The organism is Bradyrhizobium sp. LB11.1 (assembly GCF_040549385.1).
Lineage (GTDB): Bacteria > Pseudomonadota > Alphaproteobacteria > Rhizobiales > Xanthobacteraceae > Bradyrhizobium.
This window is the reverse complement of record NZ_JBEPTH010000014.1, coordinates 68220-95167: the sequence shown is the minus strand read 5'-3', so window position 1 is coordinate 95167 and position 26948 is coordinate 68220. Positions and strand designations below refer to the sequence as shown.

Here is a 26948-nt window from a genome sequence, read left to right as displayed (position 1 = left end):
GAGCACAATTGACGTCATGACCGCGCCGATCGCCATCATCATGGGAAGCCAGTCGGACTGGGAGACGATGCGGCACGCCGCCGACACGCTCGCAGCAGTCGGCGTCGCCGCCGACACCTGCATCGTTTCGGCACACCGGACCCCGGACCGGCTGTTTGCTTTCGCCAAGGGCGCCAAGGCGGCCGGGTTCAAGGTCGTCATCGCCGGCGCCGGCGGTGCCGCGCATCTGCCCGGCATGACCGCGGCGCTGACGGAACTGCCTGTGTTCGGCGTGCCCATCGAGTCCAGAACGTTGAAGGGCATAGACTCGCTCTATTCGATCGTTCAGATGCCCGCCGGCATTCCGGTCGGCACGCTCGCGATCGGCAAAGCGGGCGCGATCAACGCGGCTCTGCTCGCGGCATCCGTGCTGGCGCTGTCCGATCCGGCCCTGTCCGACCGCCTCGCCGCCTGGCGCAAGGCGCAGACCGAGGCGGTTGCCGAGCGCCCGGAGGACAAGGCGTGACCGACGCAAAGCAGGTGAAGCTGAAGCCCGGCGACACCATCGGAATCCTCGGCGGCGGACAGCTCGGACGGATGCTGGCCATGGCCGCGGCGCGGCTCGGCCTGCGCTGCCAGGTGTTCTCGCCCGATCCGGATTCGCCGGCCTTCGATGTCGTGCTGAACGCAACCTGCGCCGAATATGCCGATGTGGAGGCGCTCGAGCTGTTCGCCCACGACGTCGACGTCATCACCTACGAGTTCGAGAACGTGCCGGCCGCTGCCGCCATGGTGCTGGACGCACGCCGCCCGGTACTGCCCAATCGCAAGATCCTCGAGACCACCCAGGACCGGCTTGCCGAGAAGGATTTCGTCACGCGGCTCGGCATCGGCACCGCCGCTTACGCCGACGTCACCTCGGTCGCGTCGCTCCGCGAGGCGATTATAAAGATCGGCCTCCCCGCCGTGCTGAAGACCCGCCGCTTCGGCTATGACGGCAAGGGCCAGGCCATCATCCGCGAGGGCGACGACATCGCAAAAGTCTGGACCAGCCTCGCCACCAAATCGGCGATCCTGGAAGCCTTCATCCCGTACGAGCGCGAGATCTCCGTGATCGCTGCACGCTCGGCCGCGGGCGAGGTCGAGTGCTTCGACGTCACCGAGAACGAGCATCGCGACCACATTCTGAAGATTTCCCGCGCGCCTGCGCTGATCCCGGATGCGCTCGCCGAAGAGGCACGCAGCATCGCCGGCAAGATCGCGACCGCGCTCGACTATGTCGGCGTGCTCGCCGTGGAGATGTTCGTGCTCGCGAACGGCGGCGGATCGAAGGTGCTGGTCAACGAGATCGCCCCGCGCGTGCACAATTCCGGACACTGGACGCTCGACGGCGCGTCGGTCTCCCAGTTCGAGCAGCACATCCGCGCTATTGCCGGCTGGCCGCTCGGCAAGCCCGTGCGTCACGGTGAAGTCGTCACCATGACCAATCTGATCGGCGACGAGATCAACGATTACGAGACCTGGCTGAGCGTGCCCGGCGCGACCGTGCACATTTACGGCAAGGGCGCCCCGCGCCCCGGCCGCAAGATGGGCCATGTTACCGAAGTCAGGCCTTCAAAAAGCAAGTGAGGGGACCGCAGCAAAAGCTGCGATCCCGCCTTTTTTGGAGTTTTTGTCCTGACGCGTTTTCTTGACGCGAACCGGTATCCACTTCGCTCGAAAACGCTCTAAAGCGCGATGAGATTTGGATGAATCGTCATCGCGCTTTAGGTGGTTGTTTGCGCATGATCTTTCCGGAAAACCGCTTCGCACTTTTCCGGATCATGCTCTAGGCCGTCTTCACGCCCGCGACGACGCCCGAGGGTTCGTCACTGAGCCAGCGATAGATCACCCCGCCCAGCGCGCCACCGATCAACGGTGCGACCCAGAACAGCCAGAGCTGCGACAGCGCCCAGCCGCCGACGAACAGCGCGGGGCCGGTGCTGCGCGCCGGGTTCACCGACGTGTTGGTGACGGGGATGCTGACGAGATGGATCATCACCAGCGCAAGTCCGATCGCGAGCGGAGCGAAACCCGCAGGCGCGCGACCGTGGGTCGAGCCCATGATGACGAACAGGAACATCATCGTCATCACCACCTCGGTGACGAAGCAGACGACCATGCTGTACTGGCCGGGCGAATGCGCGTCATAGCCGTTGGAGGCAAAGCCCTTGGTGACGTCGAATCCGGGCGCACCGCTGGCGATCACATAGAGCAGTTGGGCAGCGACGATCGCACCACAGACCTGCGCGATGACGTAAGGGAGGATCTGCCCGGTCGGAAACCGCCCGCCGGCGGCAAGGCCGACCGTCACGGCCGGATTGAGATGGCACCCCGAGATATGGCCGATCGCATAGGCCATGGTGACGACACTCAAGCCGAAGGCCAGGGACACGCCGACCAGGCCGATACCGACCTGCGGAAAGCCGGCCGCGATCACCGCGCTGCCGCAACCTGCGAATGTGAGCCAGAACGTGCCGATGGCCTCGGCCGCATATTTCTTCGTGTCCATGTAGCGTCTCCCCTGATTTCAAAGATTGCGGAAGAAAACCCCGCTGCGACCCCGTCTTGGCACCAAACCACCCAAATCAGGGCCGCGAGAGAGCATTTTCGCCGTATTTAATGGCTGAACTTGGCCCGAAAAGCTGCTCCACCGGTGGACATAGCGGGTTTTGTCTGATACATCCGCGCCCTCAAGGTTAAGGGCTTGTGCTTTTTGCCATCCCTTTGACTTACCAGAATTCAAATCCGATCCACTGAAGAGGATGCCGCGTGCAGGTTCTCGTTCGCGATAACAATGTCGACCAAGCCCTCAAGGCGCTGAAGAAGAAGATGCAGCGCGAAGGCATTTTCCGCGAGATGAAGCTCCGCGGTCACTACGAAAAGCCCTCCGAGAAGAAGGCCCGCGAAAAGGCCGAAGCCGTGCGCCGTGCGCGCAAGCTGGCCCGCAAGAAGCTGCAGCGCGAAGGCCTGCTGCCGATGAAGCCGAAGCCGGTGTTCGGCGCAGGCCCCGGCGGTGATCGTGGCGGCCGCGGCGGCCCGGGCGCTGGTGCGGGTGCAGGTCCGCGCGGACCGCGCTGATCTTGCCGAGATTGCAGGACTGAGATTTCAATGACGCGGGCCCCGGGCCCGCGTTATTATTTTGTGAGCAGTGCCTTTCTGGGACGGGGCACTACAGATGCGGCACCAGCGCGAGCGAACCGTAGATGGCCTCCCCTTTCCCCAAGCCTGGCTTGGCGCGGTCGCGCCGGATCTGGCGCCAGCCGCTTGCGCTGACGTTGGTGGGGATCGCACTGTGCGGCTGCTCCTTCGATCTGGGCTCGCTGATGCCGGAGAAGGACAAGCCGCAGGAAGCACCTCAGGCGGCGGCCGCCCCAGTGGATAGCGCGGTGAGCGCCGCCAACGTCACCGAGGCCCAGACCCACACGGCAAAAGCCCAGGCCATGGCGAAATCGGGAGAGACGCAGGCAGCGCTCGACGAGTTCAATCGCGCCGTTGCACTCGATCCCTACAATGCGCAGGCGCTCTACGGCCGCGCCCTGCTCTACCAGGGCAACAACGAGCACGATTTCGCGATCGCCGATTTCGGTGCCGCAAGCGGGCTCAATCCACAAAAGGCCGAGCCGCTGCTCGGCCGCGCCGTCAGCTATCTCGCCATCGGCAAGGTCAAGGAGGCGGCGGCCGATCTCGATGAGGCCGCAGAGGCCGATCCCCACAATGCCCAGGTCTGGACGACACGGGGACAGGCCTATGAGCGGCTGGGCGACAAGACCAAGGCGGCGGCATCCTACAACAAGGCAGTCGCATTGCGCCCACGCGATGACGCCGCCCGCAGCGGCTTGACCCGCGTCGGCGGCTGACAGACTCCCAAGCCTCAATTAAACGCGTTTTCTTGACGCGAACCTGCATCCACTTCACCCGAAAACGCTTTGGGACGGCGCAGACGCCGTCCTAATCGGGAGTGGCGCCCTTTGGCAGAACCGCGTGGAACATCGACTTCATGCCCGACAGCATTTCGTCGGCGACATTGGTCTTGGGCCGCGGCGCGGTTGCGCCTGCATCGGCGCGCAGATCGAGCGGCGGCGCAATCATTGGGACCGGAATATCAGCCGGCGGCGTCAGCCGATTCGGATTATCGCTACCGACCGAGGCCGTGTAGGGCGGGTTCGGCTGCGATGAGCCGTCATTTCCATAAGCGTCGGGTGACGGCGTCGACACATTGATGGGCGGCGGCAACGGGCTCACCGTCGACGGCACCGCAGTCACGATTCGGGGGGCCTCGGGTATGCGGGATGCTTCCTGCACCGCAGACTCCGGCGTCCTCTCGGCCGCCTTGGACTCGGAAGGTTTGGACTCCGAAGGTTTGGACTCCGAAGGTTTGGACTCGGAAGGCTTGATTTCGGCAGATTTGGCCTCGGCTGCCTTCTCAGCGGCCTTGCCCTCATGCGACTTGCGCAGGCGCTCGATGGCGGCGCGCGCCAGATCGTTGGCGTCGGGGATCACGGCCGGGGACGCAGCAGCCGGCGCCGAATTGGCCTCAACCACCGGCGCGGCGGTGGGCGCTGCCGGAGTGGATTTGGCGACCGTCTTCTCGTGCGCCGGGGTGCGGCCCACGTCCGCAGCCTTGGTCTCGGCAGGCTTCTCGGCCGCCGCCTTGTCCGACGCGCTCTTCTCGGAAATGCTCTTCTCGGAGACGCCCTTGGCCTTGACGCCGGGGGCCGGGAGGTTGGCGACATCGGCCGGCTTGCCGTTCTTGCCTGCATCGGCAGGCGCTATCACCGCGGCTGGCGCATCCGCCGCCGGCCTGGCGTTGATGTAGTGATTAACGATGTAAGCCCCGATGATCGTCGCGAGCACCGAGGGGAAAATATCCATCGAAATTTTAGCGATGTATTTCAGCATTTCTCGGCCACTCCCCGCGCGATCAGATGCGGGAACTTTGGGGCATAGTAAGGGATCAACTGCGACAGATCGATGGCAAAGGTTACGCGTGCCTTACGGCTTCAGCTCGATCTCAAGGAACACGATCTCGGTTGAGGTTTCGTTAAGTACGTCATGTTGGACGCCGGCTTTGCGAAAGTAGGACTTCCCTGCCGCAAGCTGCGCCTTGGAACGTTCCCCATCGGGCGCCACGATGGTCATTTCGCCGGCCACGACGGGAACGATCACATAGTCCATTCCGTGGGTGTGATGCCCGGTCGCGCTGCCCGGGGCAAGCCGCCATTCGGTTACCCGGACCTCTTCGTTGTCGATCTGGACCTCGGACTTGGCGGCAAGCATCGGAACTCTCCCGGGGGAATCGGCTCAGGGCACAAAAACCATGAAGACGTAGGCGGCAAATACCACCATATGGACCAGCCCGAACAGGACATTGGTCCTGCCCGTGCCGAAGGTCAGCATGCTCAGCAAGAATGTCAGGAACAGCAACACCGTGTTCTGGGGATTCAAGCCCAGCACCAGCGGCTGATCGATCACATAGGTGGCGAGCCCGACCGCTGGAATGGTCAGCCCAATGGTTGCCAGCGAGGAACCGAGCGCCAGATTGATGCTCTTCTGGAGGTCGTTCTTGCGGGCCGCCGCAATCGCAGAGACGCCCTCCGGCATCAGGATCAGGAGCGCGACCAGAAGGCCTGCAAAAGCCGGCGGGGCGCCGATACTGTCGGCGACGGCGTCCACCACCAGCGAGAACTTCTTGGCGAGGAGAACGACGGCCAGAAGCGAGATCAGGAGCAGCGCAACGCTGAGCGCCAGCATCTTGCCCGACAAATGGGCCTCCCCGCCCTCGCCGTCCGCGCGCTCGTGAACGAAGTAGTCCTTGTGCAGGACGATCTGGGTGTAGAGGAACACGCCATAGAGCACGATTGTGACGAGGTCGACGAAGCCGAGTTGAAGCGTCGAATAGATCGGTCCCGGCGTCGTCAGCGTATAGTTCGGCATGATCAGCGTCAGCGTCGCAAGCGCGATCAGCACGCTGAGATAGACGTTGGCGCCCGAGACCTGAAAACCCTGCTCGCGATAGCGAAGTCCACCGATAAAGACGCAGAGGCCGACGAGGCCGTTGCAGACGATCATGACGACCGCGAAGACGGTGTCGCGCGCCAGCGTCGGCGCGGGCTTGTCGCCGAGCATGATCGTGGTGATCAGCGCGACCTCGATGATCGTCACCGCGAGCGTGAGCAGCAGCGTGCCGTAGGGCTCGCCGATCCGCTCCGCGATCACCTCGGAATGATGCACGGCCGCGAACACGGTGCCGAACAGGATCACCAGCAGGACGACCGCGAACAGGCCGCCGCCGGCCGACAGGGTGAAGCCGTAGCCGGTCACGCTGACGATCAGGAACAGCAGCACCGCCAGAGCGGGGAATATCCAGGACGACCGCGGCATCGGTTCGTGTGCACTCATGCAGGCGATTCCTTCAATAGGGAGACCGATTATGCGCGAGAAGATCGCGCCCGTCAGCCCTTGGGCGCATTGATGAATTCGCGCGCCGTCTCCAGTGCCCCGAAATCATCGAGATTCTCGTGCCCTCCGCCTGGAAACCGCACCAGCTTCTTCGGCTCGCGAGCGAGGGCAAACAGGCGTTCGCCAAATCCGATGGGGATCGCCGGATCGTTGGTGCCGTGCATGATCAGCAAGGGCACCGTAACGCGCGCGATGCGCTCGTCGGAGCGAAATTGATCGCGCATCAAGAGGCGAACCGGGGCGAAGCGAAACAGCGAGGCCGCAACATCAACCGTCGACGTATAGGGTGCTTCGAGGATCAACTTGCTGACCGGATGCTCGGCTGCGACTGCGACCGCCACGCCCGTCCCAAGCGAAAAGCCCCACGCGACAATGCGTTGCGCGTCATAACGTTCTGTTGCGAAAGCGTATGCGGCCGCGGCGTCCCGGAAGAGGCCCCGCTCGCTCGGCGCGCCAGTCGAGCCGGCGTAGCCACGATAGGACAGTGCGACGAGGCCGGTGCCGTCGGCCGTGACGCCCTTGAAGCGGCTAACGCGCCCTGCGAGAAAATCGCCATTACCCGGAAAGAACAGCACCACGGGACGGCCGGGCTTTGCCGGCACGTGCCAGACAATGACCTTCTCGCCATCGGATGTCGTCAGGAGGTGCTCTTCGGCCTCCGGAAGCCCTGCCGCGGCGGGCGCCGTCCGCTCGGTGGTAGGAATCGGAAACAGCATATCGCGTTGCTTGAAATACAGCAGCGCGAGACCGGCGAGATAGCCGACCGCAAGAATGATGGCGATCCACTTGATGACGGTCATGCCGGACGGAATCTCACGTCAGCCGCGCCCACCATCGCATGGACGGCGCGCCAACTGACGCGCCGCTCCCGCGCGATGCTACATCGCCTTGACGATGTTCTCGGTAACCTTCTTGGCGTCGCCGAGCAGCATCATGGTGTTGTCGCGGTAGAACAGGGGATTGTCGATACCGGCATAACCCGACGCCAGTGACCGCTTGATGAACATTACCGTGCCGGCCTTCCAGACCTGGAGCACCGGCATGCCGTAGATCGGCGAGGTCTTGTCCTCTTCGGCCGCCGGGTTGGTGACGTCGTTGGCGCCGATCACGAAGGCGATGTCGGCCTGCGCGAATTCGGAATTGATGTCCTCGAGCTCGAACACCTCGTCATAAGGCACGTTGGCCTCGGCGAGCAGCACGTTCATGTGGCCGGGCATGCGGCCGGCGACCGGGTGAATGGCGTACTTCACCTCGACGCCTTCCTTCTTCAGGATGTCGCCCATTTCACGCAGCGCGTGCTGCGCCTGCGCCACCGCCATGCCGTAGCCGGGCACGATGATGACCTTCTGCGCATTCTTCATGATGAAGGCCGCGTCATCCGCCGAGCCGAGTTTGGCGGGCTTCTGCTCGCCGCCTGCTCCGCCGCCTGCGGCGGCAGTCTCACCGCCGAAGCCGCCGAGGATGACCGAGATGAAGGACCGGTTCATCGCGTGGCACATGATGTAGGACAGGATCGCGCCGGAGGAACCGACCAGCGCGCCGGTGATGATCAGCGCGGAATTGCCGAGCGTGAAGCCGATGCCTGCAGCGGCCCAGCCGGAATAGGAGTTCAGCATCGAGATCACGACCGGCATGTCGGCGCCGCCGATCGGGATGATCATGAGCACACCAAGCGCCAGCGCGATGATGACGATCAGCCAGAAGTCGAGCGCGCTGCCCGACATCACCAACCCGACGATGAAGACGACGAGCGCAATCGCGAGCGCGCTGTTGATGACGTGGCGGAACGGCAGGATGATCGGCGCGCCGCTCATGCGCGCGGACAGCTTCAGGAACGCGATCACCGAGCCGGTGAAGGTCAGCGCGCCGATGGCGACGCCGAGCGACATCTCGACCAGGCTCTGCGAATGGATGTTGCCGGGGGTGCCGATATCGAAGGCTTCGGGCGCGTAGAACGCACCGGCGGCGACCAGCACCGCGGCCATGCCGACCAGCGAGTGGAATGCGGCGACCAGTTCGGGCATCGACGTCATCGGCACCCGCCGCGCGACGACCGCGCCGATAGAGCCGCCGATAGCGATGCCGAGAATGACGAGCAACCAGGCGAGACCGTCCGCCGGTGGATGGTTGGCGAGCGTGGTGGCGACCGCAATCGCCATACCGATCATGCCGAACAAATTGCCCTGGCGCGACGAAGCCGGGCTCGACAGCCCGCGCAGCGACAGGATGAACAGCACTCCCGCCACGAGATACAAAAATGCAGAGAGGTTGGCGCTCATCTCAGGTCCCCATTGATCCCATCAGCCCGAGGTGGCCGCTTACTTCGACTTCTTCTTGTACATCGCCAGCATGCGCTGGGTGACAAGGAAGCCGCCGAAGATGTTGATGCAGGCAAAAATCAGCGCGACGAAGCCGAAGGCACGCGCCCAGCCCGAACCGCTCGAGACGTTGGCGACGCCGCAGGCAAGCAGCGCGCCGACCACGATCACCGACGAAATCGCGTTGGTCACGCTCATCAGCGGCGTATGCAGCGCCGGGGTCACCGACCACACCACGAAATAGCCGACAAAGACGGCGAGGACGAAGATCGACAGCCGAAAGATGAAGGGGTCGACGACCTGTGCAGCATGCTCCATGGCGATCTCTCCTTAAACCTTCGGCTGGAAGTTCGGGTGGATGACGGCGCCATCCTTGGTCAGGGCGGTGGCCTTGACGAGCTCATCGTCCCAGTTCACGGCGAGCTTCTTCTCGTTCTTGTCAACCATCGTCTCGATGAAGTTGAACAAATTGCGTGCGTAGAGGCTCGAGGCCGAGGCCGCGACGCGACCGGCGACGTTGGTGTAGCCGACGATCTTGATGCCATCGAGATCGACGACCTCGCCCGGCTTGGCGCCCTCGACATTGCCGCCGCGCTCGACGGCAAGATCGACCAGCACCGAGCCCGGCTTCATCGACTTGACCATTTCGCCGGAGACGAGCTTCGGTGCGGGCCGGCCCGGGATCAGCGCGGTGGTGATCACGATGTCCTGCTTCTTGATGTGCTCTGCGGTGAGCGCTGCCTGCTTGGCTTGGTACTCCCTGGACATCTCCTTGGCGTAGCCGCCGGCAGTCTGCGCGTTCTTGAATTCCTCGTCCTCGACGGCGAGGAACTTCGCGCCGAGCGATTCCACCTGCTCCTTCGTCGCGGGCCGCACGTCGGTCGCAGTGACGATGGCACCGAGACGGCGCGCGGTCGCGATCGCCTGGAGGCCGGCGACGCCAACGCCCATCACGAACACTTTTGCGGCGGGCACGGTGCCGGCGGCGGTCATCATCATCGGGAAGGCGCGGCCGAAGGCCTCGGCGCCCTCGATCACGGCGCGGTAGCCGGCGAGATTAGCCTGCGACGACAGCACGTCCATCACCTGCGCGCGGGTGATGCGCGGCATCAATTCCATCGCGAAGGCCGAGACGCCGGCATCGGCGATCGCCTTCAGCGCCGCCTCGTTGCCGTAGGGATCCATGATGGCAATGACGAGCGCGCCGCGCTTGTACTGCGCGAGCTCGGACGCCTCGGGACGCTTCACCTTGATGATGATGTCGGCGTCCTTGAGCGCATCGGCGCTGACGGTGGCGCCCACGGCGGTGAACTCGGAATCCGGCAGGCCCGACTTGAGGCCGGCGCCCGGCTCAACGGCAATCTCGGCGCCCAACGCCTTGAACTTCTTCACCGTATCAGGCGAAGCGGCAACACGCGGCTCCGACGGATCGATTTCCTTGGCAACGGCGATCTTCATAGGCCCTCCGGCGACGCGGGAAAAGCGCGCGCGCAAACTTAGCGTTACTCCCGCAACGTTGCATACCGGCTTTGGAACCGGATTGTTTGCAAATTTTGTGGGCAGCTGCCGCCGCAGACGTAGGCAGCCGCCGAAGACGATTTAGGTGAGGAAAATCGCCATCAGAATGACGATGAGCGCGACCGAGGCCGTGCCGTACTTCACGAGCTTGATGAAGCCCTCGTAGGTCTGCTCGTGGGCGACGTAGTCGTTGCCGTCGGCCGTGGTGTAGGCCACTTCGCTATGGTCAGCCATTGATGATGTCCCCAGTCGAAAGTCGAATTCTTTGGCTGGGATACCTTAAACCTTCGGGCAGGGCAACGGCACCGAAGCGCGGTTTTCCAGCAAATAGGCTCATTTGGAATCCGGATTATCGTGGATCCCGCACGCGAGACGGCATCCGCTGAACGACGGTTCAACGAATGCTTTGCAGCCATCCTGCCTGAAATTCGGGCACTTACGCTCAGCCCATCGCCTCGAGCTCGTCGATCATCCCGGCAATGACGGAGAGGCCGCCGTCCCAGAATTTTGGGTCCTTGGCGTCGAGCCCGAACGGGCGCAGCAGCTCGGAATAGTGCTTGGTGCCGCCAGCGGCGAGCATGTCGAGATAGCGCTCGGCAAAACCCTCGGCCGCGTTCTCGTAGACGGCGTAGAGCGAATTGACGAGGCAATCGCCGAACGCATAGGCGTAGACGTAGAACGGTGAGTGGATGAAGTGCGGGATGTACATCCAGTAGTTCTCGTAACCCGCCTTGATCTCGATCGCCGGCCCCAGGCTCTCGCCCTGCACCGACAGCCAGAGCTCGCCGAGCCGCGTCGCGGTGAGCTCGCCGTTCTTGCGCTCGGTGTGGACCGCGCGCTCGAACGAATAGAACGCAATTTGCCGCACCACGGTGTTGATCATATCCTCGACCTTGCCGGCGAGCAGCGCCTGGCGCTGCTTTGCGCTTTTGGTCTGCGCCAGCAGCCGCCGGAAGGTCAGCATCTCGCCGAACACGCTTGCGGTCTCGGCCAGCGTCAGCGGCGTCGGCGCCATCAGCGCGCCGTTCTTGGCGGCGAGCACCTGATGCACGCCGTGGCCGAGTTCATGCGCAAGCGTCATCACGTCGCGCGGCTTGCCCTGGTAATTCATCAGCACGTAGGGATGCGCCGACGGCGTGGTCGGATGCGAGAAGGCGCCCGGCGCCTTGCCCGGACGCACCGGGGCATCGATCCAGCGATCGGTGAAGAAGCGCTCGGCGATGTCGGCCATTTTGGGCGAGAAGCCCCGATAGGCCGACAGCACCATGTTGCGCGCATCGGGCCAACCGATGATGTCGGTCGCGGCGAACGGCAGCGGCGCGTTGCGATCCCAATAAGCGAGCCGCTTCTTGCCGAACCACTTCGCCTTCAGCGCGTAATAACGATGCGACAATTTTGGATAGGCCGCACGTACCGAAGCCACCAGCGCGTCCACCACCTCGCGCTCGACGCGGTTGTTCAGATGGCGGGAATCCGCGACATCCTTGAAGCCGCGCCAATTGTCGGAGATATCCTTGTCCTTGGCGAGCGTGTTGGTGATCAGCGCAAAAGTGCGCTCATTGGCCTTGAAGGTTTTTGCCAGGGCTTCCGCAGCGGCCTTGCGCTTGGCGCCGTCGCGGTCCTGAAGGAAATTCAGGGTGGGTTCGATCGCAAGCTCCCTGGATCCGACTTTGAAGCGCAGACCCGAGATCGTCTGGTCGAACAGCCGGTTGAAGGCGGAATAGCCGGTTTGCGACTTCTCCAGGAACAGCTGCTCGAGCTTGTCGTCGAGCTGGTACGGTTTCTCCTTGCGCAGATCCTCGATCCAGGGACGGTAATGCGCGAGCTCCGAAGCTTGCATCGCGCGGTTCAAAATATCGTCATCGACACGGTTGAGCTCGAGCGCGAAGAACAGAAGATGCGTCGAGGCCGCCGTCAGCCGCTCCGAGACATCGCCGTAAAACTTTGAAATCGCAGGGTCCACGCTATCGCCGGCGTGGACGAGGCCGGCATAGGAGCCAAGACGGCCCGCGAGATCGTCGATCGCCTCATAGCGTCGCACGGCTTCCGCGAGCCATTTTCCGCCATCTTCGTTTGCTGTGCCTGTTGCGAGCTTGCCCTTGTAGTCCGTCTCGAACGTGACGCAATCGGCATCCATCGTTTCGAGATCGCGCGCCACTTCCGGCGCATCGATCCCGGAATAGAGATCGGCCAGGTTCCACTCCGGAAGCTTGCCGGCCTTGCTCGCAGACTTGGTAAGCGAAGGCTTGGCGGAGGGTTTTGCCTTGGCAGCGGATTTTTTGGTGCTTGTCTCGCGGAGAGCGGGCTTGCTGGAAGCGGGCTTACGAAGAGCGTTCTTGGAGCGCGAAATCATTGTGTGGGAAACCTGTGTTCAACAGTCGCGACGGCGGGCGGGGACATCAAGGTTTAAGAGTGCGTTAATCGGCTTCGGCCAGAGTGACCCGATTCGAGACAGATAGTAGTAGCGTGCGGGGAGCACCATGGCTGCCAGTATTTTGATTGCCGATGACGACGCTGTGGCACGCCGCCTGGTCGAGAACATGGTGCAGAAATGCGGCTATGAGACGATCGTCGTCGAGTCCGGCGACGCCGCGCTGGCCGTCCTCACCGCCCCCGACGCTCCGGCGATCGACGCCGTGATCCTTGATCTCGTCATGCCCGGCCTCGACGGCATGGGCGTGCTGGCGAAAATTCGCGAAGCGGGCCTCAGCGTGCCGGTCATCGTACAGACCGCCCATGGTGGCATCGACAACGTGATCTCCGCGATGCGCGCGGGCGCGGCCGACTTCGTGGTCAAGCCGGTCGGTGTGGAACGGCTTCAGGTCTCTCTTCGCAACGCGCTCAACGCCTCCGCGCTCAAGGGCGAATTGCAACGCATCCGTCACAGCCGCGAGGGCCGGCTGACCTTCTCCGACATCATCACGCGTGCCGAGGCGATGGAGGGCGTGATGCGCGCCGCGCAGAAGGCGGCAAACTCGTCGATTCCGGTGCTGATCGAGGGTGAGTCCGGCGTCGGCAAGGAGATGTTCGCTCGCGCCATCCATGGCAGCGGCGAGCGCAAGGCAAAACCCTTCGTTGCGGTCAATTGCGGCGCGATCCCCGACAACCTCGTCGAGTCCATCCTGTTCGGCCACGAGAAGGGCGCCTTCACCGGCGCAACCGAACGGCATACGGGCAAGTTCGTCGAAGCCCATGGCGGCACGCTGTTTCTGGACGAGGTCAGCGAGTTGCCGCTGACCGCGCAGGTCAAGCTGTTGCGCGCACTTCAGGAGGGCGCAGTCGAGGCCGTCGGCGGCCGCAAGCCGGTGAAGGTCGACGTCCGGATCGTCTCCGCGACCAATCGCAAGCTGCTCGATCGCGTGAAGCAGGGGCATTTCCGCGAGGACCTGTTTTACCGCCTGCATGTGCTGCCGCTGACGATCCCTTCGCTCAGGGCCCGGCGCGAGGACATCCCGCATCTCTTACGCCATTTCCTGGCGCGCTTTGCCGCGGAGGAGAACCGCCCGATCTCGGGAATCAGTGGCGAGGCCGTGGCATATCTCGCCCAGCTCGATTGGCCGGGCAACATCCGCCAGCTCGAAAACGCGGTCTACCGCGCGGTGGTGATGAGCGAAGGCGACCAGCTCGGTCTCGACGACTTCCCCCTGTTGGCGTCGCATCCGCATTCCGGGGCGGATATTCCGACCGCACCGCTGATGATCGAGCCGATGGCAGCGCCCTCGGTGGTCTCGGGTAACGAAATACCAATCGCCCCGCTTCCGTCAGCGGGAACTCTCGCCATGCTGACCTCCACCGGCGATGTCCGGGCCCTGGAGGACATGGAGAACGAGATCATCCGGTTCGCGATCTCGCACTACCGCGGACAGATGTCGGAGGTGGCGCGTCGCCTCAAGATCGGCAGGTCCACGCTTTACCGCAAACTCGACGAAGCCGGCGTTCCCGGCCATGGCGGGAAAAGCGGTGAGGAGACGCACTGAACCTCATGCGAACGAAGGTTCGCGCGAGCCGACCACGCGCCCGCAACCCGTTGAATTACGACAAAATTCTGCAGCAAGCCAAACCGTGACTTGGAAGTGACAGACACCGGGAAAAGCGCGCGGTAAAGGCGCACAATCCGTTGCAAACGGGCTTTCTTGAAGTCAGTTTGTCGTGAGTTGTCCCGGGTAGCGCTGGCTGCGAAAACGGGGCCTGTATATCGTCAGCGTAAGAATCGTTGCGTGCAGGCGTGCAACTTTCAAGAGGCCGGCGCGGTTTAGCCGAAGCTCAATCAGGCGATAACGAAAGCTGTTCCACGGGGGACAGTTCACCCAAGGGGTGCGACACAATGCGTGACTGTTTGAACCACCGTGCAGGCTTCGACCGCGTCTTGATGACGGTCGCGGCGACCTTCCTCACGGTTTCGGCCGGCTCGGCGCTGGCACAGGATCAGGCGCGCAACAGCGCGGCCGAGCTCGCGATCGAAGCCGCGATCCCGCGCCCCGAGCCCGCAAACGTCCCGCCTCCAACCGCCGCCGACATCAAGCTCGACACGACCGCGACTGTTCAGGACCCTGCGAAGGAAGCCGCCAAGGAAACTGCTAAAGAGCCCGTGAAGGCCGAAGCCGCGCCGGCTCCCGACAAGGTCGAGACCAAGCCCTCGGACGTCGCCACCACGCCCGCAGCCGAGGCGCCGAAGAGCGAGACCGCGAAGACGGAACCGTCGAAGACTGAGCCCGCGAAGGCAGACACTGCGACGGCAACGCCCGCGCCTGCAGCACCTGCCACTGCAGCAATTCCTGCCGCCGAGCCGGTGAAGGCCGCGAGCAACGTCCCCACCGCCGACCAGCCGGTCGCCGACAAGCTCAAGGACATCATCGGCGCCAAGACTTCGCGCCATTTCGACCGTAAGAACGAGCGCGCGGCGATCGAGAAATTCTACGGCGCCCGCGACTTCGCGCCGGTCTGGACCCAGGGCGGCAGCCTGACGGCCGCGGCCAAGGGCGTGATCGCGCGGCTGAAGGATGCGGCCTCCGACGGTCTCAATCCCGCCGACTATCCGGTGCCGGATTTCGCCGGTGCGACCACGCCCGACGCGCTCGCCGATGCCGAGCTGAAGCTCACCGCCAGCATGTTCGACTATGCGCGCCAGGCGCAGAGCGGCCGCATGCACTGGTCCCAGCTCAGCGCCGACATCCTCTATCCCGAGCATCCGGTCGATCCGAACGAAGTGCTCACGAAGGTTTCGACGGCAGCCGACGCCTCCGCTGCGCTCGACAGCTACAACCCGCCGCAGAAGCTCTACAAGGAACTGAAGGCAAAGCTCGCGCAGCTGCGCGGCCAGGGCGAAGGCCCGGTGATCGAGATCTCCGACGGCCCAGCGCTGAAGTACATCCGGGCCAGGGGAAAGAAGCAGGCCGAAATCGTGGTGCAGGATCCGCGCGTGCCGCAGCTCCGCGCCAAGCTCGGCATCACCGAGAACGCCAGCGATGACCATTACGACGCCACGGTCGCCAATGCCGTGCGAAGATTCCAGGACGGCGCCGAGATCAAGGCGACCGGCGTGCTCGACGCGCCGACCGTGAAGGCGCTGAACAGCCCGAAGCGCGACAAGCAGATCGATACCGTGTTGGTGAACATGGAACGCTGGCGCTGGCTGCCACGCGACCTTGGCGTGCCCTCGCTGGGCGATGCCTATGTCATTCTCAACATTCCCGACTATACGCTGAAGGTGATGCAGCGCGGCCAGCAGGTCTGGACCACCCGCGTCGTCACCGGCAAGCCGGGCCAGCACGCCACCCCGCTGCTGACCGAGACGATGAAGTACATCACGGTCAATCCGACCTGGAACGTGCCGCCGTCGATCGTCTATGGCGAATACCTGCCGGCGCTGCAGCAGGACCCGACCGTGCTTCAGCGCATGGGCCTTAAGCTCGAGCAGAACCGCGACGGCTCCGTGCACATCTCGCAGCCGCCCGGTGAAGCCAATGCGCTCGGCCGCATCCGCTTCAACTTCCCGAACAAGTTCCTGGTCTATCAGCACGACACGCCCGACAAGAACCTGTTCGCCAAGGAAGAACGCGCCTTCAGCCACGGCTGCATGCGCGTTCAATATCCGGATCAGTACGCCTCGATCCTGCTCAACATCGCCCTGCCGGGCGAGAAGTACACGCCGGAGCGCGTGCGCAGCATGTACGGCTCGGGTGAGGTCGACCTGAAATTCCCGACGCCGATCCCGGTCAACATCACCTACCAGACCGCCTTCGTGGATGACGGCGGCAAGCTGCAATTCCGCAAGGACGTCTATGGCCGCGACGCGACCATGATCAACATCCTCAAGAACAGCCGCGGCAAGGATCTCGAGACCATCGTCGCTCACTCGCAGCCGAGCTATTCGCGCCCAGCGACGACGCTGCCGTCCGGCGTGGCGATAGCCAACAATGGCGCCTCGTCGGGACTGAACTTCTTCGAGCGGCTGTTCGGTGCGCCGACCCCGCCGCCGGCCCCGGTCGGCCGCCGGCCGCAGCAGCAGCGGGTGTTCACCCGCTGAGCTCAGGCCAACCTCGGCGCCCGATTCTCTGAAATTCCGTAATAAAATCAGCGACCTCATCCCTTGGATGGGGCCGCTTAACGTTAACCATTCTCGACCTGATCTCGGGCGATGGGCGTTTTTTTGCCACACTCAACCGCTTAGGTTTGTGTTCTGACTTGGTTTGGGGTCGGGAAGGTCAACCTCCAATTAACCTTCTCGCTTTAAGAAAGCGTTCACCCTCTTTCGCGCGCTAACGGGGTTGGCGGGAGAGTCCATTTTGAACGCTCGTCGACTGGGTGGGCTCTAACTTGCTGGCTGGTTTCGCGCGCCAATTCGCTGCGTTGTCGTTGTCCCATGCGGGCGTGAGGGTCGGATCTCGGATCGGCCTCGCCTCGCTGGCACTGCTTGCGGCTGCCGGTTCGGTCCACAACGCAGCCGCGCTGAACGAAACCAAGACGCTCTCCTTCCACCACACCCATTCCGGCGAAGACCTTACCGTCACCTTCAAGCGCAATGGCCGCTACGACGAAGCCGCGCTGAAGACACTCAACCACTTCCTGCGCGACTGGCGCACCCAGGACGAGACGGTGATGGACCGTCACCTCTTCGACATCCTTTGGGAAGTCTATCGCGACGTGGACGGCAAGCAGCCGATCCAGATCATCTCCTCCTATCGCTCTCCCGCCACCAACGCGATGCTGCGCCGCCGCTCCGCGCATACGGGTGTCGCGCGCTTCAGCCAGCACATGCTGGGCCATGCGATGGATTTCTACATCCCGAATGTGCCGCTCGAGCAGATCCGGTTCGCTGGCCTCCGCCTGCAGCGCGGCGGCGTCGGCTTCTACCCGACCTCCGGCTCGCCCTTCGTACATCTCGATACCGGCAACATCCGGCACTGGCCGCGGATGACGCATGACCAGCTCGTCCGCGTCTTCCCGGACGGCCGCACTGTCCACGTCCCCAGCGACGGCACTCCGCTGAAGGGATATGAGCTTGCGAGGGCCGACATCGAGCGGCGCGGCAATGGTGACGACGCAGCAACCGTCGGCAAACCAAGCTTCCTCGCCGCTCTGTTCAAGGGCAAGTCGGCTCCCGCCAGCAACGACGAGGATGACGAGGGCGCACCCGCCGCGTCCGAGAAGCCGGCAGCGCCGACCGTGGTCGCGGCCGCAGCGAAGCCAGCCGATCCGGTGCCGACGCCGCGGGCCAAGCCGTCAGTCGTCGCTGCGATCCAGCTGGCCTCGGCCGATGCCCAGCTTGTTGCGCCGCCCAAGCCGAAGCCCGCGCCCGTCGCTGACAAGCCGGCTGCAGGCAAGCCTGAGACCCCGGCCGACATCATCAATGCCCGCGGCTTCTGGGATGCACCCGCCACGCCGCAGCAGGCGACGCCCGCCCAGGTCGCAGCCCTGAGGGCGCGCCAGGCGCTCGCTGCCGCCACCGATCCTCAGCCGACCGCGAGCGTCTCCAACGCCGCCTATCGGGCACTGGCCTATGCGCCGGCTTCCGCCTCTCTGGTCGACCGCGCCAACGTCGTCGCCGCCTCTGCGCCGATCCCGCGCGGCGTGCGCCCGCTGTCCACGGCCCGCAATTCCGCGCCGGCCACCGAGATCAACTCGGTCGTCGGCAAGAGCACCGACGGCATGATCGCCACCGCGACCCGGCTCTCCGCGGCCAAGGGCGAGAGCATCTGGCTCAAAATCGTGATGCTATCGCCGAGCGCCAGCCGTGCGATGTCGGTGACGCTGATGGGCGAGCTCGATACGTTTGCTTTGCGCGGCTATTTCGTGAAGCCGCGGGCCGTGGTCGCGATGGGCTTCACCGACGATCCGATGCAGGGCCTGTCCTGCGACAGTTTCTCGGGTAGCGCCACCGCCAGGCTCGAGACGACGTCGTTCGTCATGCGCACCGCCGCACTGCGCTGAGGCGCAGGCCTTTCGCTGCTTCCCAAATCTCCGGAATCGTCCTCGCGAAGGCCAGGATGACGACGTTATTTCCTGCGCCGCCGATCGAGATGATACGTCAACGCCAGCGACAGGCAGATCGTAAGCTCCTGCTTCGGCAGCGCGCCGACGACGTTCAACAACAGCGCCCGGGTCTGCCGATATTCGAACTGATCGGAAAAGCGCTCACGGAACGTATCGATCAGCGTCGTCTTGCAATTGAACAAGATGGCGGCGTGCTCGGAATCCTTGACGCGGCCGAGCCGGATCGTGCTGCCGCTTCCGGACTGCTCCGTGAGATAGGCCGGCTCGCCCCATTTCAACGTCTCGGTCAGCGGACCGATGCCGTCATGCGCCGCGGCCGTTGCAAAGATGAGCTTGCGCACGTCGAGAAGGCGCCGGCGGATCGGCAATGGAAAGGCGTCGAAGGCCCGGCTCACCTCGCGCGGCAACAGCGGCTCAGTCACGGTCTCACTCTCGATCGATCGCCAATCGGTCTCCGCTGCGCGCCTGATCAAGCCGGCAGGCCCGCCCTGAGAAGGCCCGCCTCGTAGCGCTGACGGTCGACGTCGCGCTTATAATGCTGGGTCGGGAGATGATTGGCCACCGAAAATGCCGGTTCACGCTTGAGAACTTCGGCCGCGTGCGCGCCAGCAGCGACCGCGTTGCCCATTTGCGCAAAGATCCCTGCAAGGAAGGCGTGATGGGTGTGATCGGGGCGTGTGATCCGTGAGAACGCCTCGGCGGCTTCGGCGTATTTCTCGGCACAATAATAGGCGCGTCCGAGATGGCTCCAGAAGCGTTCCGGGTGGTACGGGTTGAGCCGCATCGCCTTCTTGATCCAGTCGATGCCCTCCTCCGGCCTCCCCAGCCAGGTCAGGAGTTCGCCCTGCTGCACCACCACGAGATCATAGTTCGGGTTGAGCGCGAGCGCCCGCTCCTGATGGTAGGTCGCCTTGGCATGGTCGTCGCGGTTCAGATTGAGCGCCGCGAGGATGCGGTGGACGTCGCTGTCATTGTCGTCGAGGGCCAGCGCGGTCTCCAGCTCTGAAGCCACCTGTTCAAAGGTGGAGTCGCGATCCGCGCACCAGCTATAGACCCAGGTCTGGCCCAGGACGCACGCCTTCCACGCGTGTGCGTGGGCATAGTTCGCGTCGAGTTCGACCGCTCGGTCGAGCAGGAGTTGCGCCCGCGCATTGTCTTCGCGATTGGAGCGATGGTGCAGGACCTTGGCGGCCAGCACGCATTCATAAGCCGCCATGTTGTCCGTTGGCTTGCGGTTCGCGCGATCATGCGTCGCCGCCTCGACGCGGCCGGGCAACGTGGCGGCAATTGCCCGGGTCATCTCGTCCTGGATGGCGAAGATGTCCTTGAGCTCGCCGTCGTAGCGTTCGGCCCAAACGTGCCTGTCGGTTTCCGCATCGATCAACTGCACGGTGACGCGGACGCGATCTGCGGCCTTTCGCACACTGCCCTCGATGACGTAATCGACGCCGAATTCGCGGCCGACGTCCTGCACCTTGACCGCTTTGCCCTTGTACACAAAGGTCGAGTTGCGGGAGATCACCAACAGGTCGTGGAAGCGGGAAAGCTCGGTGATGATGTCCTCGGTCAAGCCATCCGCAAAGAACTCCTGCTCCGGGTCGCCGCTCATGTTGGCGAAGGGCAGCACTGCGATGGACGGCTTCTTCGACTTGCCGGTCGCCTTTGCGGTGCCCTTCGTGTCGTCCGATGCGCTTGCCGGCCCCTCCTCCAGTCGAATCCGGTAGACGCGGATCGGACGGACGATGTTCTTGACGTTCTGCTCGCCGATATCCTCGAATGCAACGCCATCGAGACGCAGGCCGAGTTGGTCGCGGACCGCGCTCGAGATGCAGATACCTCCGGGCTCGGCCAGTGCCTCCAACCGTGCCGCGACGTTTACGCCGTCGCCGAAAATGTCGTTCTGGTCGACGATCACGTCGCCCAGATTGATGCCGATGCGGAATTGTATCCATCGCGGCGGCGGGACGTCGGCATTGCGGTGCCCCATCCGGCTCTGAATTTCAGTCGCGCACAGCACGGCGTCGACGACGCTATGGAATTCGACGAGCATACCGTCGCCCGTCGTCTTGATGATACGGCCGTGATTTTTGGCGATGGCCGGATCGATCAGCTCGATCCGGTGGGTCTTGAGGCGTGCGAGCGTGCCTCCCTCGTCGACCTCCATGAGCCGACTAAAGCCGACCATGTCAGCCGCGAGGACCGCTGCGAGCCTGCGCTCAGGTCCAGGCACATCCATTGCTCGGTCCCTTCACCGAGCACTCTAGCAGACAAGCGGATTTTGCCCAAGCTGGGTGCGCTGCGGCGGGACGAGGTATTTCCTACCGGTGACGCTGCGGCCTCATCGCCTCAGATCATCCCCAGCGCCTGCATGTAGGTCTCGAGAATCGTCTCGGCCTCGGCGCGCTCGTTGGGGTCTTGCTTGCGCATCCGCACGATGGTGCGCAGCGCCTTGACGTCGTAGCCGTTGCCCTTGGCTTCGGCGAAGACGTCGCGGATGTCGTCGGAGATCGCCTTCTTCTCTTCCTCCAGCCGCTCGATGCGCTCGATGATGGATTTGAGCTGGTCTTTGGCAAATTTCGTCGCGGGCTCGTCGTCGCGGACGGCGGCGGAGGTGGCCATCTTGGTACTCCCAATGGAACTGGCAAAACGAGGTGACGCCGGCATCCTCACCGCGCGTGCTGGCTAGACCCATAGGGTTCGTGCCGACTGCGTTCAAGCAAGCATCGCGCTCGTCCACAGCGCGCCCACATCTTCCTGCAGGAGAGCAAAGAAAGGTGTTGTGTGGCGCGACTCAGCGCGCGTCTCGACGCTTCCCTCAGTGATCGTGGGGATGGGCCTTCTTCATCGCCTCGATTTGCTCGGGCGCGGCCTTGCCTTGGTACTTCGACTTCCAGGTCTCGTAGGGCATGCCGTAGACGGCCTCCCGGCTCTCATCTTTGCTGAGAGCGACGCCTTGGGCGTCGGCGGCGTCCTTGAGCCAGTTGGACAGGCAGTTGCGGCAGAAGCCGGCCAGATTCATCAGATCGATGTTCTGGACGTCGGTCCGCGTCTTCAGATGATCGACCAGGCGACGGAAAGCGGCCGCTTCGAGTTCCGTTCTGGTTTTGTCGTCGATTGCCATGTCTGGATCCCTTAGGCCCGAATTGGCTTTGGCCCCGATGGTGGTCACCCTTACGGGATCAGGTGGGGTCCTGTCACAGATTTTGCCATATCGCGGCGCAAACGGCCCCCTGAGCCAACAATGGGGCCGTTCCCGGCCTACGCCAAATCGTCAATCATCTGGTATACGTTCCGCGACAATGATCGCCGAATCTCCCCGCTCCCCCCTTCGCCTGCTCGCCCGGTTGGTCCCGGTGCTGGTGGTTGGCCTGTTGTGTCTCTGGGCCAGCCCGGCTTCGGCCGACTTCCGGCTCTGCAACAACACGTCCAGCCGGGTCGGCATCGCGCTCGGCTACAAGGACGCCGACGGCTGGACCACTGAAGGCTGGTGGAACATCTCGTCCCGCTCCTGCGAGACCCTGCTGCGGGGAACGCTGGTCGCCCGTTACTATTACATTTACGCGATCGACTATGACCGCGGCGGCGAATGGTCGGGGCAGGCCTTCATGTGCTCGCGCGACAAGGAATTCACCATCCGCGGCACCGAGGACTGCCTGGCGCGCGGCTATGACCGGACCGGCTATTTCGAGGTCGATACCGGCGAGCAGCGGGCCTGGACGGTGCAGCTCACCGATGCCAACGAGCAGCCGTCACAGCCGCATGTCCCCGGGATGCCCGGCCCTGTTGGCCCTGGTGGCGGCGTTCCGGGTTTGCCCAATAGCCCGCCCGGTGCTACGCCCCCGGGCTCGCCCGGCCTGCCACCGGCCGCTGCCCCCCCGCCTGGAAATAAGCCATGAGGCGTCTTCGCCGTATCAAGATTCTCGCGACCCTCGGACCTGCCTCTTCGGATCTCGCGATGATCCGCCGCCTGTTCGAGGCCGGCGCCGACGTGTTCCGCATCAATATGAGCCACACCCCGCATGACAAGATGCGGGAGCTGGTGGCGACGATCCGCAATGTCGAGAGCAGCTACGGCCGCCCGATCGGCATCCTGGTCGATCTCCAGGGCCCGAAGCTCCGGCTCGGCGCCTTCGCCGAAGGCGCAGTCCAGCTCCAGAATGGCCAGACCTTCACGCTCGATTCCGACAAGACGCCCGGCGACGCCACGCGCGTCAATCTCCCGCATCCGGAGATTCTTGCAGCGCTGCGGCCTGGCCATGCGCTGCTGCTCGACGACGGCAAGGTGCGGCTGATCGCGGAGGAGACCACGAAGGAGCACGCGGTGACGCGCGTCGTGGTCGGTGGCAAGATGTCCGACCGCAAGGGCGTCAGCCTGCCCGACACCGACCTGGCCGTTTCGGCGATGACGCCCAAGGACCGCGCCGACCTCGAGGCCGCTTTGGTCACCGGCGTCGACTGGATCGCGCTGTCCTTCGTGCAGCGCGCCGATGACGTGATCGAGGCCAAGAAGATGATCCGCGGCCGCGCCGCGGTGATGGCCAAGATCGAGAAGCCGCAGGCGATCGATCGCCTCGCCGACATCATCGAGGCTTCCGACGCGCTGATGGTGGCGCGCGGCGACCTCGGCGTCGAGTTGCCGCTGGAGCGCGTGCCGAGCCTGCAGAAGCAGATGACGCGCATGGCGCGCCGCGCCGGCAAGCCGGTGGTGATCGCAACGCAAATGCTGGAATCGATGATCCAGTCGCCGGTGCCGACCCGCGCCGAAGTCTCCGACGTCGCCACCGCCGTCTATGAAGGCGCGGACGCCATCATGCTGTCGGCGGAATCGGCGGCCGGCAAATTCCCGGTCGAGGCGGTCTCGACCATGAACCGCATCGGCGAGGAGGTCGAGCGCGATCCAACTTATCGTTCGGTGCTCACGGCGCAGCGCCCCGCCCCCGAATCCACCGCGGGCGACGCCATCGCCGACGCCGCGCGGCAGATCGCCGAGACCCTCGACCTGCCTGCGCTGATCTGCTGGACCAGCTCGGGCTCCACCGCCGTGCGCGTGGCGCGCGAGCGGCCGAAGCCGCCGGTCGTGGCGATCACGCCGAACATCCAGGCCGGACGCCGCCTCGCCGTCGTGTGGGGCGTGCATTGCGTGGTGGCGGAAGATGCGCGCGACCAGGACGACATGGTGAGCCGCGCCGGGCAGATCGCCTTCCGCGACGGTTTCGTCCGCGCCGGCCAGCGCGTGATCATCGTCGCCGGCGTCCCGCTCGGCATTCCCGGCACCACCAACATGGTGCGTATCGCCTCCGTCGGCCCCGAGGGCGACGCGGATATCTGAGGCGACCCGCGCCCGGCCAACAAAAACCGAGAAAACAACCCCATGCACAGTAGCCGGCCCGTTCGGCTGCTGTGCTCGGGTTTTGCGAAAAGACGTGCTCAGGCAACGGCGTGAGCACGATCAGCTCGCCGCCCCCGTAGCACCGGCGTTTTAAGCCCCGACCAGCGCCTTGGTCGTTGGCAACAGCGTCTGCTGCACCACCAGACCGCGGGCGCGGGCGTCCATGACGCCGACGGCGCGCAGCGCCAGCAGCGTCACGGTCTGCACCGCATCGCGCATCTTGACGTGATCTTCGAGATTGTCGGGCGCGAGCGGGCCGACGAGCGCCTCGTGCAGCGCACCAAGCAGTGCAGTTGCGGCCAACGCGGTGTCCTGCGCCGGCAGATGGCCGGCGCGCACGGCGGCGTCGATCCGCCCTGCGATCTCGCCGGCAATCTCGCGGCGGCTGGCAAGGCGCGAGGCACTGACGTCGACATCAACAGGCTCAGCCAGGATGCCCCAGGCCAGCCGGCGCTGCGACAGCGTATGGACAGCCACCGTGGTCACGGCCGCCGCCAGCGCCGAGGACGGCCCAGGCGCGGTATCCGCAGCGCGCCGGATCGCCGCGAGCTCGTCACGCGAAACCTCGGAAATCAATTCGGAGATCAGCTCGGCCTTGGAGGGGAAGTAACGATAGACGGTGCCGGCCGCCACGTTGGCCCGGACCGCGACCGGTGCGATCTGCACTGCCGCCATGCCGCCTTCGGCTGCGGCTTCCCTTGCCGCCGCCAGGATGGCGCTGCGCCGCGCCGCAAGACGCTTAACCACTTGATGCGTTCGCCGATAAACCATGGCGCGCTTCCTGTCCCACACGCTTGCCGCACGCCCGCGGCCGAACGCTTCGTCACTGCAATAGATGCAAATCGCCCCGCAAGGACTGAACAACTATTCAGGGGGGATGACAAGAAGCAAATGCGTGACGGATCGCTCGCGCGCCAGGCAAGCGGTCCGTGCATTGATTCATGCAACCTTAACTGGCTGGTCATAGTCCTACGAGGATCAACCGGAATTCGGCAATGCGCCCCACAAGAATGCTTTTTGCATCGCATCCCGTTTTCGAAAAGGGGCTGCCATCGGACGTGGCGCCTTGATGCTGCAGCGCACGACAACCACTGCTGACTTGCCCGACTGCCCTCCCGTGCCCGCGGCCGAAAGCCTGCGGCGATCATGGACGACGAACCTGCGCGGGAATGCGCTCTCACCCGTTGCCATTGTCGTCTGCTCGATGCTGGCGGGCGCGCTCTACACCTTCGCGATGGGCGAGGACGTCAACTGGGATTGGCAGAACTACCACGAATACAATGTCTGGGCCGTGCTCAACGGCCGCTATGGCGTCGATGCGGTCCCGCCGGGCTTTCAAACCTACTTCAATCCGATCGTCTATTTTCCCGTCTATTACCTCCGCCACTTCCTGCCGTCGCCGTATGGGCTGATGATCATCGGCGCAATTCACGGCCTCAACCTCGCGCTCATTTGCCTGTTTGCACGCGTGGTCCTGCGCCAGGCCGCAACCATCGCGGCGATCGCGGCGGCGATCGCAATCGCCGCCTCAGGTCCGATGACGCTCTCGGAAGTGGGCACGAGCTTTTCCGACGTGCTGCTGGCATTGCCCGTGATCGGCGGTTTCCTTCTGATCCTGGCTGCGGATCGCCGGCCCGCAGCCAGCCACCTGCTGGCCGGTCTCCTGATCGGCGCCGCGGTCGGGCTGAAGCTGACCAATGTCGTCTATGCGATAGGCGCAGCCGCGGCAGTGCTCGCCTCAGCGCGTCCGCTTCGGGCGAGTGTCCTTCTCGGACTCGGCGGGATTGTCGGCGCGGCGCTCGCCGGCGGCGAATGGTGCCTGATCGCCTGGCGCGACACCGGCAATCCGATCTTCCCGCTGTTCAATGCCGTCTTCCAATCAGGCGAGGTGGCGGCCATCAATCTGATGGACGCGCAGTTCATGCCGCACAGCGTGCCCGACGCGCTGGCCTATCCCTTTTATTGGCTGATGGGTGACCACAGAGGCGCGGAGCATCCGTTCCGCGACGCGCGCTTCGCGGTCGTGATGGTGCTGCTCGTGCTTGGCCTGTTTGCGCGCATGACGCGCGCCAGCGCAATCCTCACACGACGCGACGTGCAGCTGCTGGTGCTGTTTGCAGTCTCGTACCTGGCGTGGCTCGGCCTGTTCTCGATCCAGCGCTATGCGGTCGTTCTGGAACTGTTGTGTGGCCCGATCATCGTTCTGCTGATCGCGCGCCTCGCTGCGAGCGCGGGGCCGACATGGCTGACGGCATCCCCCGTTCCGCCGAACGCGCTGATGTTGACGGTTGCAGCGGCGATCGCATTGTGGTCGCAGCCGGCGGACTGGTGGCACCGCCCCTGGTCCGACGCCTACCGACCGAAGATCGCCGACGAGCTCGATCAGCCCGCGATCTACTTTATCCTCGGCAAGCCGCTGGCTTATATCGCGCCGCAGCTTCCGCCGCAGTCGCGCTTCTATTTGCTCGCCGATATCGGTGTGCCCATCGTCCCCGGCGGCATCTTCGACCAGCGCATCCGCGCCGGGTTGAAGGCTCCCCTGCCCGGCGGTCTCCGCGAATTGCACATGCGCGGCGAGCCGGACCGTAGCGCGCTGCTGGATCGCTACGCGCTTGCGATCGATCCCACCAGGCCCTGTGTCGCCATCGAGGGCGCCCGCCCCGGCACGATGCTCGAAAGCTGCCCGCTCATCGAGCGGGCTTCGCATTAGCGTCTCACGGTCGAGCGCACTCGGAGCTTGCTCGAGTTTC

25 protein-coding genes are annotated in these 26948 nt (G+C 64.3%); 10 read left to right on the top strand and 15 right to left on the bottom strand.

Translation table 11 applies throughout. From position 1 onward, the window contains the following. Positions 1-16: 16 nt before the first annotated feature. The gene (gene purE, locus ABIA96_RS29275) at positions 17-505 is read left to right on the top strand and encodes a 5-(carboxyamino)imidazole ribonucleotide mutase (RefSeq protein WP_354140511.1); all 489 of its coding nucleotides are present in this window, start codon (positions 17-19) and stop codon (positions 503-505) included. Then, the gene (locus tag ABIA96_RS29270) at positions 502-1608 is read left to right on the top strand and encodes a 5-(carboxyamino)imidazole ribonucleotide synthase (RefSeq protein ID WP_354140510.1); all 1107 of its coding nucleotides are present in this window, start codon (positions 502-504) and stop codon (positions 1606-1608) included. Before purE ends, ABIA96_RS29270 begins: the two co-directional genes overlap by 4 nt. A 199-nt stretch (positions 1609-1807) precedes the next feature. Here the strand turns inward: ABIA96_RS29270 and aqpZ are convergent, their stop codons facing one another. Further along, a complete protein-coding gene (gene aqpZ / locus ABIA96_RS29265) occupies positions 1808-2530 on the bottom strand; it encodes an aquaporin Z (RefSeq protein ID WP_354140509.1) in 723 nt (240 codons plus the stop codon). Positions 2531-2790: 260 nt separating this feature from the next. Here aqpZ and rpsU point away from each other — a divergent pair, with 260 nt between their 5' ends. Next, positions 2791-3099 (top strand): 30S ribosomal protein S21, encoded by a 309-nt coding sequence (gene rpsU, locus ABIA96_RS29260; RefSeq protein ID WP_014439827.1) that lies wholly within the window; start codon positions 2791-2793, stop codon positions 3097-3099. 125 nt (positions 3100-3224) lie between these two features. Continuing rightward, positions 3225-3878 carry a tetratricopeptide repeat protein gene (locus tag ABIA96_RS29255; RefSeq protein WP_354140508.1) on the top strand — a complete coding sequence of 218 codons (654 nt, stop codon included), beginning with the start codon at positions 3225-3227 and terminating at the stop codon, positions 3876-3878. Between the two features lie 91 nt (positions 3879-3969). Here the strand turns inward: ABIA96_RS29255 and ABIA96_RS29250 are convergent, their stop codons facing one another. From ABIA96_RS29250 to ABIA96_RS29210, 9 genes are all read right to left on the bottom strand, one after another. Beyond that, positions 3970-4920: a hypothetical protein gene (locus ABIA96_RS29250; RefSeq protein ID WP_354140507.1), complete on the bottom strand. Its 951-nt coding sequence runs from the start codon at positions 4918-4920 to the stop codon at positions 3970-3972. Between the two features lie 93 nt (positions 4921-5013). Then, positions 5014-5298, bottom strand: a complete 285-nt coding sequence (locus ABIA96_RS29245) for a cupin domain-containing protein (protein WP_354140506.1) — start codon at positions 5296-5298, stop codon at positions 5014-5016. Between the two features lie 24 nt (positions 5299-5322). Beyond that, positions 5323-6420 (bottom strand): calcium:cation antiporter, encoded by a 1098-nt coding sequence (locus tag ABIA96_RS29240; RefSeq protein ID WP_354140505.1) that lies wholly within the window; start codon positions 6418-6420, stop codon positions 5323-5325. Positions 6421-6473: 53 nt separating this feature from the next. Next, positions 6474-7280, bottom strand: coding sequence for an alpha/beta hydrolase (locus ABIA96_RS29235; protein ID WP_354140504.1), 807 nt, complete (start codon positions 7278-7280; stop codon positions 6474-6476). Between the two features lie 78 nt (positions 7281-7358). Further along, positions 7359-8759, bottom strand: coding sequence for an NAD(P)(+) transhydrogenase (Re/Si-specific) subunit beta (locus ABIA96_RS29230; RefSeq protein ID WP_354140503.1), 1401 nt, complete (start codon positions 8757-8759; stop codon positions 7359-7361). Positions 8760-8798: 39 nt separating this feature from the next. Continuing rightward, complete coding sequence (locus ABIA96_RS29225; RefSeq protein WP_354140502.1) at positions 8799-9116, bottom strand: proton-translocating transhydrogenase family protein; 318 nt, start codon at positions 9114-9116, stop codon at positions 8799-8801. A 12-nt stretch (positions 9117-9128) separates the two neighbouring features. Continuing rightward, positions 9129-10256, bottom strand: a complete 1128-nt coding sequence (locus tag ABIA96_RS29220; protein WP_354140501.1) for a Re/Si-specific NAD(P)(+) transhydrogenase subunit alpha — start codon at positions 10254-10256, stop codon at positions 9129-9131. Between the two features lie 141 nt (positions 10257-10397). Next, complete coding sequence (locus ABIA96_RS29215) at positions 10398-10550, bottom strand: aa3-type cytochrome c oxidase subunit IV (RefSeq protein ID WP_008136857.1); 153 nt, start codon at positions 10548-10550, stop codon at positions 10398-10400. Between the two features lie 208 nt (positions 10551-10758). Further along, positions 10759-12669 (bottom strand): M3 family oligoendopeptidase, encoded by a 1911-nt coding sequence (locus ABIA96_RS29210; RefSeq protein WP_354140500.1) that lies wholly within the window; start codon positions 12667-12669, stop codon positions 10759-10761. Positions 12670-12796: 127 nt separating this feature from the next. On the opposite strand from ABIA96_RS29210, the gene ABIA96_RS29205 reads away from it, so the two are divergent. The 3 genes from ABIA96_RS29205 to ABIA96_RS29195 all read left to right on the top strand — a co-directional run bounded on the left by ABIA96_RS29205 (position 12797) and on the right by ABIA96_RS29195 (position 18746). After that, positions 12797-14293, top strand: coding sequence for a sigma-54-dependent transcriptional regulator (locus ABIA96_RS29205; RefSeq protein ID WP_354140499.1), 1497 nt, complete (start codon positions 12797-12799; stop codon positions 14291-14293). A 347-nt stretch (positions 14294-14640) separates the two neighbouring features. Continuing rightward, entirely contained in the window at positions 14641-16842 is a 2202-nt protein-coding gene (locus ABIA96_RS29200) for a L,D-transpeptidase scaffold domain-containing protein (protein WP_354140498.1), read from the top strand. A gap of 278 nt (positions 16843-17120) precedes the next feature. Next, positions 17121-18746 carry a peptidoglycan L,D-endopeptidase MepK gene (locus tag ABIA96_RS29195; protein ID WP_354140497.1) on the top strand — a complete coding sequence of 542 codons (1626 nt, stop codon included), beginning with the start codon at positions 17121-17123 and terminating at the stop codon, positions 18744-18746. A gap of 65 nt (positions 18747-18811) precedes the next feature. Here the strand turns inward: ABIA96_RS29195 and ABIA96_RS29190 are convergent, their stop codons facing one another. The 4 genes from ABIA96_RS29190 to ABIA96_RS29175 form a co-directional block, all read right to left on the bottom strand. After that, positions 18812-19231 carry a DUF1801 domain-containing protein gene (locus ABIA96_RS29190; protein WP_354140496.1) on the bottom strand — a complete coding sequence of 140 codons (420 nt, stop codon included), beginning with the start codon at positions 19229-19231 and terminating at the stop codon, positions 18812-18814. A 47-nt stretch (positions 19232-19278) separates the two neighbouring features. Further along, entirely contained in the window at positions 19279-21045 is a 1767-nt protein-coding gene (locus ABIA96_RS29185; RefSeq protein WP_354140495.1) for an adenylate/guanylate cyclase domain-containing protein, read from the bottom strand. 110 nt (positions 21046-21155) lie between these two features. Beyond that, positions 21156-21428 (bottom strand): DUF2312 domain-containing protein, encoded by a 273-nt coding sequence (locus ABIA96_RS29180; RefSeq protein WP_007596286.1) that lies wholly within the window; start codon positions 21426-21428, stop codon positions 21156-21158. A gap of 196 nt (positions 21429-21624) precedes the next feature. Then, positions 21625-21930 (bottom strand): DUF1244 domain-containing protein, encoded by a 306-nt coding sequence (locus ABIA96_RS29175; protein ID WP_354140494.1) that lies wholly within the window; start codon positions 21928-21930, stop codon positions 21625-21627. Between the two features lie 178 nt (positions 21931-22108). On the opposite strand from ABIA96_RS29175, the gene ABIA96_RS29170 reads away from it, so the two are divergent. Beyond that, positions 22109-22705 carry a DUF1036 domain-containing protein gene (locus ABIA96_RS29170; protein ID WP_354140493.1) on the top strand — a complete coding sequence of 199 codons (597 nt, stop codon included), beginning with the start codon at positions 22109-22111 and terminating at the stop codon, positions 22703-22705. Further along, positions 22702-24138, top strand: a complete 1437-nt coding sequence (gene pyk / locus ABIA96_RS29165; protein WP_354140492.1) for a pyruvate kinase — start codon at positions 22702-22704, stop codon at positions 24136-24138. The genes ABIA96_RS29170 and pyk overlap by 4 nt, the downstream gene beginning before the upstream one ends. 150 nt (positions 24139-24288) lie before the next feature. On the opposite strand, the gene ABIA96_RS29160 is transcribed toward pyk, so the two are convergent. Beyond that, the gene (locus ABIA96_RS29160) at positions 24289-24969 is read right to left on the bottom strand and encodes a helix-turn-helix domain-containing protein (RefSeq protein ID WP_354140491.1); all 681 of its coding nucleotides are present in this window, start codon (positions 24967-24969) and stop codon (positions 24289-24291) included. Positions 24970-25315: 346 nt separating this feature from the next. Between ABIA96_RS29160 and ABIA96_RS29155 the strand changes: the two genes are divergently transcribed. Further along, the gene (locus tag ABIA96_RS29155; protein ID WP_354140490.1) at positions 25316-26908 is read left to right on the top strand and encodes a glycosyltransferase 87 family protein; all 1593 of its coding nucleotides are present in this window, start codon (positions 25316-25318) and stop codon (positions 26906-26908) included. Positions 26909-26948 lie beyond the last annotated feature (40 nt).

Bases quoted from the DNA above. Each gene is read 5' to 3' on its own strand.
- purE (WP_354140511.1), top strand. From the start codon at position 17: ATGACCGCGCCGATCGCCATCATCATGGGAAGCCAGTCGGACTGGGAG.
- aqpZ (WP_354140509.1), bottom strand. From the start codon at position 2,530: ATGGACACGAAGAAATATGCGGCCGAGGCCATCGGCACGTTCTGGCTC.
- ABIA96_RS29255 (WP_354140508.1), top strand. From the start codon at position 3,225: ATGGCCTCCCCTTTCCCCAAGCCTGGCTTGGCGCGGTCGCGCCGGATC.
- ABIA96_RS29250 (WP_354140507.1), bottom strand. From the start codon at position 4,920: ATGCTGAAATACATCGCTAAAATTTCGATGGATATTTTCCCCTCGGTG.
- ABIA96_RS29245 (WP_354140506.1), bottom strand. From the start codon at position 5,298: ATGCTTGCCGCCAAGTCCGAGGTCCAGATCGACAACGAAGAGGTCCGG.
- ABIA96_RS29240 (WP_354140505.1), bottom strand. From the start codon at position 6,420: ATGAGTGCACACGAACCGATGCCGCGGTCGTCCTGGATATTCCCCGCT.
- ABIA96_RS29235 (WP_354140504.1), bottom strand. From the start codon at position 7,280: ATGACCGTCATCAAGTGGATCGCCATCATTCTTGCGGTCGGCTATCTC.
- ABIA96_RS29230 (WP_354140503.1), bottom strand. From the start codon at position 8,759: ATGAGCGCCAACCTCTCTGCATTTTTGTATCTCGTGGCGGGAGTGCTG.
- ABIA96_RS29225 (WP_354140502.1), bottom strand. From the start codon at position 9,116: ATGGAGCATGCTGCACAGGTCGTCGACCCCTTCATCTTTCGGCTGTCG.
- ABIA96_RS29220 (WP_354140501.1), bottom strand. From the start codon at position 10,256: ATGAAGATCGCCGTTGCCAAGGAAATCGATCCGTCGGAGCCGCGTGTT.
- ABIA96_RS29215 (WP_008136857.1), bottom strand. From the start codon at position 10,550: ATGGCTGACCATAGCGAAGTGGCCTACACCACGGCCGACGGCAACGAC.
- ABIA96_RS29210 (WP_354140500.1), bottom strand. From the start codon at position 12,669: ATGATTTCGCGCTCCAAGAACGCTCTTCGTAAGCCCGCTTCCAGCAAG.
- ABIA96_RS29205 (WP_354140499.1), top strand. From the start codon at position 12,797: ATGGCTGCCAGTATTTTGATTGCCGATGACGACGCTGTGGCACGCCGC.
- ABIA96_RS29200 (WP_354140498.1), top strand. From the start codon at position 14,641: ATGCGTGACTGTTTGAACCACCGTGCAGGCTTCGACCGCGTCTTGATG.
- ABIA96_RS29185 (WP_354140495.1), bottom strand. From the start codon at position 21,045: ATGGATGTGCCTGGACCTGAGCGCAGGCTCGCAGCGGTCCTCGCGGCT.
- ABIA96_RS29180 (WP_007596286.1), bottom strand. From the start codon at position 21,428: ATGGCCACCTCCGCCGCCGTCCGCGACGACGAGCCCGCGACGAAATTT.
- ABIA96_RS29175 (WP_354140494.1), bottom strand. From the start codon at position 21,930: ATGGCAATCGACGACAAAACCAGAACGGAACTCGAAGCGGCCGCTTTC.
- ABIA96_RS29170 (WP_354140493.1), top strand. From the start codon at position 22,109: ATGATCGCCGAATCTCCCCGCTCCCCCCTTCGCCTGCTCGCCCGGTTG.
- pyk (WP_354140492.1), top strand. From the start codon at position 22,702: ATGAGGCGTCTTCGCCGTATCAAGATTCTCGCGACCCTCGGACCTGCC.
- ABIA96_RS29160 (WP_354140491.1), bottom strand. From the start codon at position 24,969: ATGGTTTATCGGCGAACGCATCAAGTGGTTAAGCGTCTTGCGGCGCGG.